This window comes from Nostoc sp. UIC 10607 (assembly GCF_047228265.1).
Lineage (GTDB): Bacteria > Cyanobacteriota > Cyanobacteriia > Cyanobacteriales > Nostocaceae > Nostoc > Nostoc foliaceum_A.
In genome coordinates this window covers 1-4,957 of record NZ_JBIQNW010000144.1, presented here as the reverse complement: position 1 = coordinate 4,957, position 4,957 = coordinate 1, and the positions used below count along the sequence as shown (strand labels likewise).

The following is a 4,957-nucleotide window of genomic DNA, read 5'->3' as shown; positions in this document are numbered from 1 at the left end:
TATCATTTTCAATAAGACTATTTTGAGTATTTTAACTGGTTGACAAAATGCACTTTATCTTAACCTCTCACGGATGGAAATTGAAGGCATATTTACAATTATGTAAGTTAGAACTGATTAGTAGAAGAAAGTTTAATTCTTCATTCTCTTACAGCTTCACACAATTTCCTGCTAAAAGTGATTATATAATTAGTCAAAGCCAAAATATGTATGAGATTCTCAATAGAAGCGCTCCATGCCATGCAGGTTCTGTAAATAAAGAGAAGCAAAAGATTAAGTTACGATAGATTTATACAACAAAGCTGTCAATAGTCGGTATGACTAATACTCTATAGATTTGTAATACATGGGAGTCAAACGTTATCGCAATTCCAAAACAACTAATAAACTCGCAAATCAAGTCACCCCAAGTTTTCTTGATTGACCATGAGAATAATAATCGTGGTTTAACCGATACCAATGAAGCATTACAGCTAGCCGAAAGCCTAGAGTTAGACCTAGTATTAGTGTCTGAAGGAAAAGAGGCTCCAGTTGCAAAGATTCTGAATTATGGTAAGCTTCAGTATCAAAAGAAAAAGCGTCAGGCACAAAGTGCTAGACCAGTAGTAAAAGAAGTTCGGTTTGGTTTGAATATAGGTGTAGCTGATTATAAGTTACGTATTGAACAAGCAGTTGGGTGGTTGAGTAAAGGCGATTCGGTGAAGTTTGCCGTTCGTTTACGAGGTCGGGAACATCAATATCGTGAGCAAGCTGGAGAACTATTAGATCGGGTTGTAACTGATCTCAACTCTGTAGGAAAAGTTCAATCACTTGATAAGCGTTCACTAATTGCTTTAATCATTCCTGCCTAAATTACTTTTTAAGAGATATCTTAACTCTAGAAGTGCGATCGCTTCAGAATTCCCAATGCTGTTTCAGTTCCTGTAAACTCACAAGGGTAATTGCAACTCAAATGTTTCTATTTAATTTCTCTAGGGAGTGAGAACATATTTGGATAATCTGGTCAAATTCTTTCCAGGAAATAGCCTGACGATGCTCTATACAAATAACATCAGGCGGGGATTTGGCTTTTATCCAGTTCGTGAGCGGTATGGTCAAGGTTGGTGGAGTTGAGTTCATGCCTTTGAGTTGCAGTTCTTCAACTGGATACTGCCAAAGGGAGAAAAACAAATTGAGATTAAAACCACTATCGAGCAGATGTCCAGTATCCAGCAAAATAGAAAACACCTTTGGTTGATTTAGGCATCTGATGAGAGACACAATCTCATCAGGATGTGTTAAAGCCCCAGCACGTTTGGGACTCAAGGGTTCAATCATGATGCGAACCCCTAACTTTGCTGCTCGTTGAGCCAAGTTGGAGAAGAAATCCACCGCTCGTTCTAATGGATTATCTGCTAGATTATGTCCAAAGCCGCAGACTGTCACAATTCTAGGGGCATTCAGTTGAGCGGCTACCTCCAAGGTATGTTCTACATGAATTTTGGCTTGATGACGATGTTCGGCATTCCGATGAAGCGGATGGAAATCGTGCATTTGATATGCCTGCACAGCAGTAATTGGGATCTGGGCAGATTTATACACGTCTATCTGTATATCCTCCAAATTAGCAATCTCTAAACCGATGCCCCAACGCCGGATGGCTGCAAATTTTTCTGCCTGAGTTCCATCTGGTAGAGACATTTCCACATAAGCGAGCGTGGCTTGGTTCATTCTCTACTAATAACCATCAGATATCAGTCAATCACTTCTATATTTATTTTAAATTATATTCCGGATCAGACTGATGCAAGTGAGTGTATGTATAAAAAAGACAACTACTTCCCAGATGATTAACCAAATTACCGCCTTAGAATCCTGTTGGCATATTTCTCCTGAATGGGGTCAGTCCATGCCTCCCTTAGCAGTGAAAATGTTAGAAAAAGTTTTATTGCCAATCTCAGACTTGTCAGGCTACTGCTGTGGTGTTCAGTGGGAAAGACAGCAATGGATTTATGCAATTGTTTGCCAGAGTGAAACTCTCTACTTAGCTGAACAAGAATTTCATAGAACAAATCTACTAGAAAAGTCCACTGTTTCTACTCCAGCTTTTAAATTGGGGGATATAGTTGAGGTTGATTTCGGTGAACAGCCGACACGCCGTATTATTCAAGGAATTTTTAGCCTCAAAGATAATTGGCTTTATGGGGTAGAGTGGCGCTCTCCAATTTTAGAAGAAGTGTCTGCCCAAAGCAGAACAATATGGCTTGCTGATGTTGATTTAGTCAATGTTAGTGTATGACGATTACTCAGTTGCAACAAAAGAGCAGCCCCAAGTTAACTAACAATTTGGGTTATTAATCTCAAGTTACTAGTTTTATTAGCTACTTTTAATTAGTTGTCTGGGAATTATAAGTATTATATAGTGATTATTACTACAGATGCTTCCAAAAATTCCCTTTGTTGCAATTAGCGTTCTGCTTGTAGCTCAAATGTCGTTACCCGTATTTGCCAAAAATCTTACCGCTACAGTTGTAAGCGTCGGTGACGGTGACACCATACGGGTGAGAACTGGTAACAAAACTGTGACTGTCCGCCTCGCTTGCATTGATGCACCAGAGATGAAGCAAAGCCCTTGGGGACAGCAATCATCTGCAAGACTTAAACAATTGCTGCCAGTGGGACAAGGAATTACTCTACGTACTATTGAAACTGACAAATATAAGCGCTTAGTTGCAGAGGTGTTTGTCGAGAATCGCAGTGTCAACGTGAGTATGGTGCAAGAAGGGCAAGCTGTTGTTTATCGTCAGTATCTCAAAGGCTGTCCAGAGTCACAAGATAGTTTGTTGCAGGGTGAAAACACCGCCAAACAACAGCGTTTAGCATTTTGGAGTCAGGCTAATCCTGTGATGCCTTGGGACTTCCGCCACAGAGCTACCCAAAAGACAACTTCACAACCGATCCAACCGCAGCAACAGAATAACTGTGATCCTGCTTACCCAGATTTTTGCATTCCAAAGAATTCACCAGACTTAAATTGCCGAGATATTAGCCAACGAAGGTTTAAAGTGCTGCCACCAGATCCTCATGGGTTTGATCGAGATGGTGATGGCATCGGATGTGAAAAATAACTACGACGAAACACAGCTTTCAGCTAGGCAGTAAAAATGTTTCATTAAAATCAAGATTGTGAAATTGACTCCGAACCTTTAAAGATTGTTGGAATGGGCATCACCATCAACATTATTAAGTTAGAAACCCAAAACAAGACAACAACGCCAAAACCCACTAATGTCAAATAGGAAAATGTTAATTGTGTGAATCCATCTAGCAGCTGCCACAACCGAAAGGCTGTGTAGAAAAAGCCAATAGGTACAACAATACTTGGCACTAGGGAGCGACTAAAAATACGTTCAGATATGAGTTGTACGGCGACTATCAACAGGTAACTTCCCCAAAATACCCATGAAGATGGTTGTTTCCAAGCCAGAGCTAACAAGCACATCGGTAACAAAACTCCAGCAACTAAGGCTAATTTGACCCACCATCGCAGAAATTGCCATTGCTGCTGGTTATACCCAATTTCTGCCGTAAAGGGTAAACGTCGAGCTTTCACACCAAAACCATAGCCAAGAGCTAGCAGGCTTATAATCAGAATAAAAAGCGTAAGAATTAATCCATTATTAACTGTCATCTGCTCGAAAATACCAATTCTCATACTCTTAGTTTAATCTGGCTTTAACATCCTCCCCGCACCTTGGCTGCCAATAACAATATTTCGCCTTTTACTTTTACATACTCAGTGTGCAATGTGTTGATTCAAGCTAGTCGAAGGTTGTTGAAGTCGAACTCCTTTGAATTTGCTCTATTCTTCGTAGTTCATTGCCTAAGAGCAATCCATATAATTTATTCAAATTAATTAGGATAATATACCTATATCACCTTTTACCCTTGATTTTTTTCAGTGCTGCAAGTCTTACTTCTGCATTAAGCAAATAACCAAAACCCACCTTTTCTAAACGCAGCACAAATTCCTCTCGTGTATTGCCTAATTTACTAGCTGTAGCATCCAAATTCCAATTATGCTCCGCTAACTGACTCAGCAAATAAACTCGGCGAGTCTGCATACCTGATAAGCGATAAGTCTTCAAATACTCCAATTCACCATTCTCTCGAATAATTGCTTCCCCAATATGATTTTCTTCGTTGGGGTTGAGGTCAGTAATAAATCGTTGTAACATGAACGAACCAGCAGTATAGACTTTTTGAGAAATTAACTTGCGTCCTAACAGTCCGTCTGCCATGAAACCCTGAAACGATGCCCAATCTGAACGCATATTTTGTACTGCTGCTCTCAAAGCTTTTAAATCATTAATTTTTGACTCATCTAAAGATACATTCATGGCCAAAGTTGTATCGTGCAGTAAAGCGTATTGGTACAATAACTCACCATAAAAATCTTCTAACAAGCTATTGTGCAAAAGTCGATAGTCCTCTGGGGTCGGTACTACAAAAGCTGATGCTAATGCCTCAGCAACAAATACTAATACCCCAACCTGTCGAGAGTGAATTTCAAATACCCGCAAGGCATCTTCAAGTCCAGCAATGTAACGTCCACTAAAAGAGCTTTCCATTCGGCTACCCAGCCCATGAGAAAGGGCATACTTAGAATATTCACTCCAGGCGATATCAGGGCCAGAAAAGAACATTGATAAAAAGCCTTCCATTGCCAAGTGCAGTGGCAAAAATCTCAGTTGATTACTAGATTCCCGCTTTACCATCCGGTGCATTAACCGAACACTGGCGCAACCATAGTTTAACTGTTTACCATCTCTTTGAAAAAGCTGTCCCCCAAAAGCCCCCACAGGACTACCGTCATTAGTCCAAGACAGCACTAGTCCGTGAGGGGAGCAATGCGGTTTTGTCAGATCCGGTAAAAAACAAGCGATGCCTTCGGCGGGCGCAGCCATCGCAAAAATCA

6 protein-coding genes are annotated in these 4,957 nt (G+C 40.4%); 3 read left to right on the top strand and 3 right to left on the bottom strand.

Translation table 11 applies throughout. The features are described from left to right. Positions 1 to 335 precede the first annotated feature (335 nt). A complete protein-coding gene (gene infC, locus ACEYW6_RS35765; protein WP_265277021.1) occupies positions 336 to 851 on the top strand; it encodes a translation initiation factor IF-3 in 516 nt (171 codons plus the stop codon). A 97-nt stretch (positions 852 to 948) separates the two neighbouring features. On the opposite strand, the gene ACEYW6_RS35760 is transcribed toward infC, so the two are convergent. Beyond that, on the bottom strand, positions 949 to 1,710 hold the full coding sequence (locus ACEYW6_RS35760; protein ID WP_412983540.1) for a sugar phosphate isomerase/epimerase family protein: 762 nt from the start codon (positions 1,708 to 1,710) through the stop codon (positions 949 to 951). A 115-nt stretch (positions 1,711 to 1,825) separates the two neighbouring features. On the opposite strand from ACEYW6_RS35760, the gene ACEYW6_RS35755 reads away from it, so the two are divergent. Both ACEYW6_RS35755 and ACEYW6_RS35750 read left to right on the top strand, forming a co-directional pair. After that, positions 1,826 to 2,278, top strand: coding sequence for a DUF1392 family protein (locus ACEYW6_RS35755; protein WP_412983539.1), 453 nt, complete (start codon positions 1,826 to 1,828; stop codon positions 2,276 to 2,278). Positions 2,279 to 2,417: 139 nt separating this feature from the next. Next, on the top strand, positions 2,418 to 3,107 hold the full coding sequence (locus ACEYW6_RS35750) for a thermonuclease family protein (RefSeq protein WP_412983538.1): 690 nt from the start codon (positions 2,418 to 2,420) through the stop codon (positions 3,105 to 3,107). Between the two features lie 50 nt (positions 3,108 to 3,157). Here the strand turns inward: ACEYW6_RS35750 and ACEYW6_RS35745 are convergent, their stop codons facing one another. Both ACEYW6_RS35745 and ACEYW6_RS35740 read right to left on the bottom strand, forming a co-directional pair. Next, positions 3,158 to 3,694 (bottom strand): hypothetical protein, encoded by a 537-nt coding sequence (locus tag ACEYW6_RS35745; RefSeq protein ID WP_412983537.1) that lies wholly within the window; start codon positions 3,692 to 3,694, stop codon positions 3,158 to 3,160. 220 nt (positions 3,695 to 3,914) lie between these two features. Then, positions 3,915 to 4,957, bottom strand: a 1,043-nt coding sequence (locus tag ACEYW6_RS35740) for an ARPP-2 domain-containing protein (RefSeq protein WP_412983536.1), incomplete at its 5' end; no start/stop codon positions are given.

Coding starts and splice junctions, on each gene's coding strand:
- ACEYW6_RS35760 (WP_412983540.1), bottom strand. CDS start 1,710: ATGAACCAAGCCACGCTCGCTTATGTGGAAATGTCTCTACCAGATGGA.
- ACEYW6_RS35755 (WP_412983539.1), top strand. CDS start 1,826: ATGATTAACCAAATTACCGCCTTAGAATCCTGTTGGCATATTTCTCCT.
- ACEYW6_RS35750 (WP_412983538.1), top strand. CDS start 2,418: ATGCTTCCAAAAATTCCCTTTGTTGCAATTAGCGTTCTGCTTGTAGCT.
- ACEYW6_RS35745 (WP_412983537.1), bottom strand. CDS start 3,694: ATGAGAATTGGTATTTTCGAGCAGATGACAGTTAATAATGGATTAATT.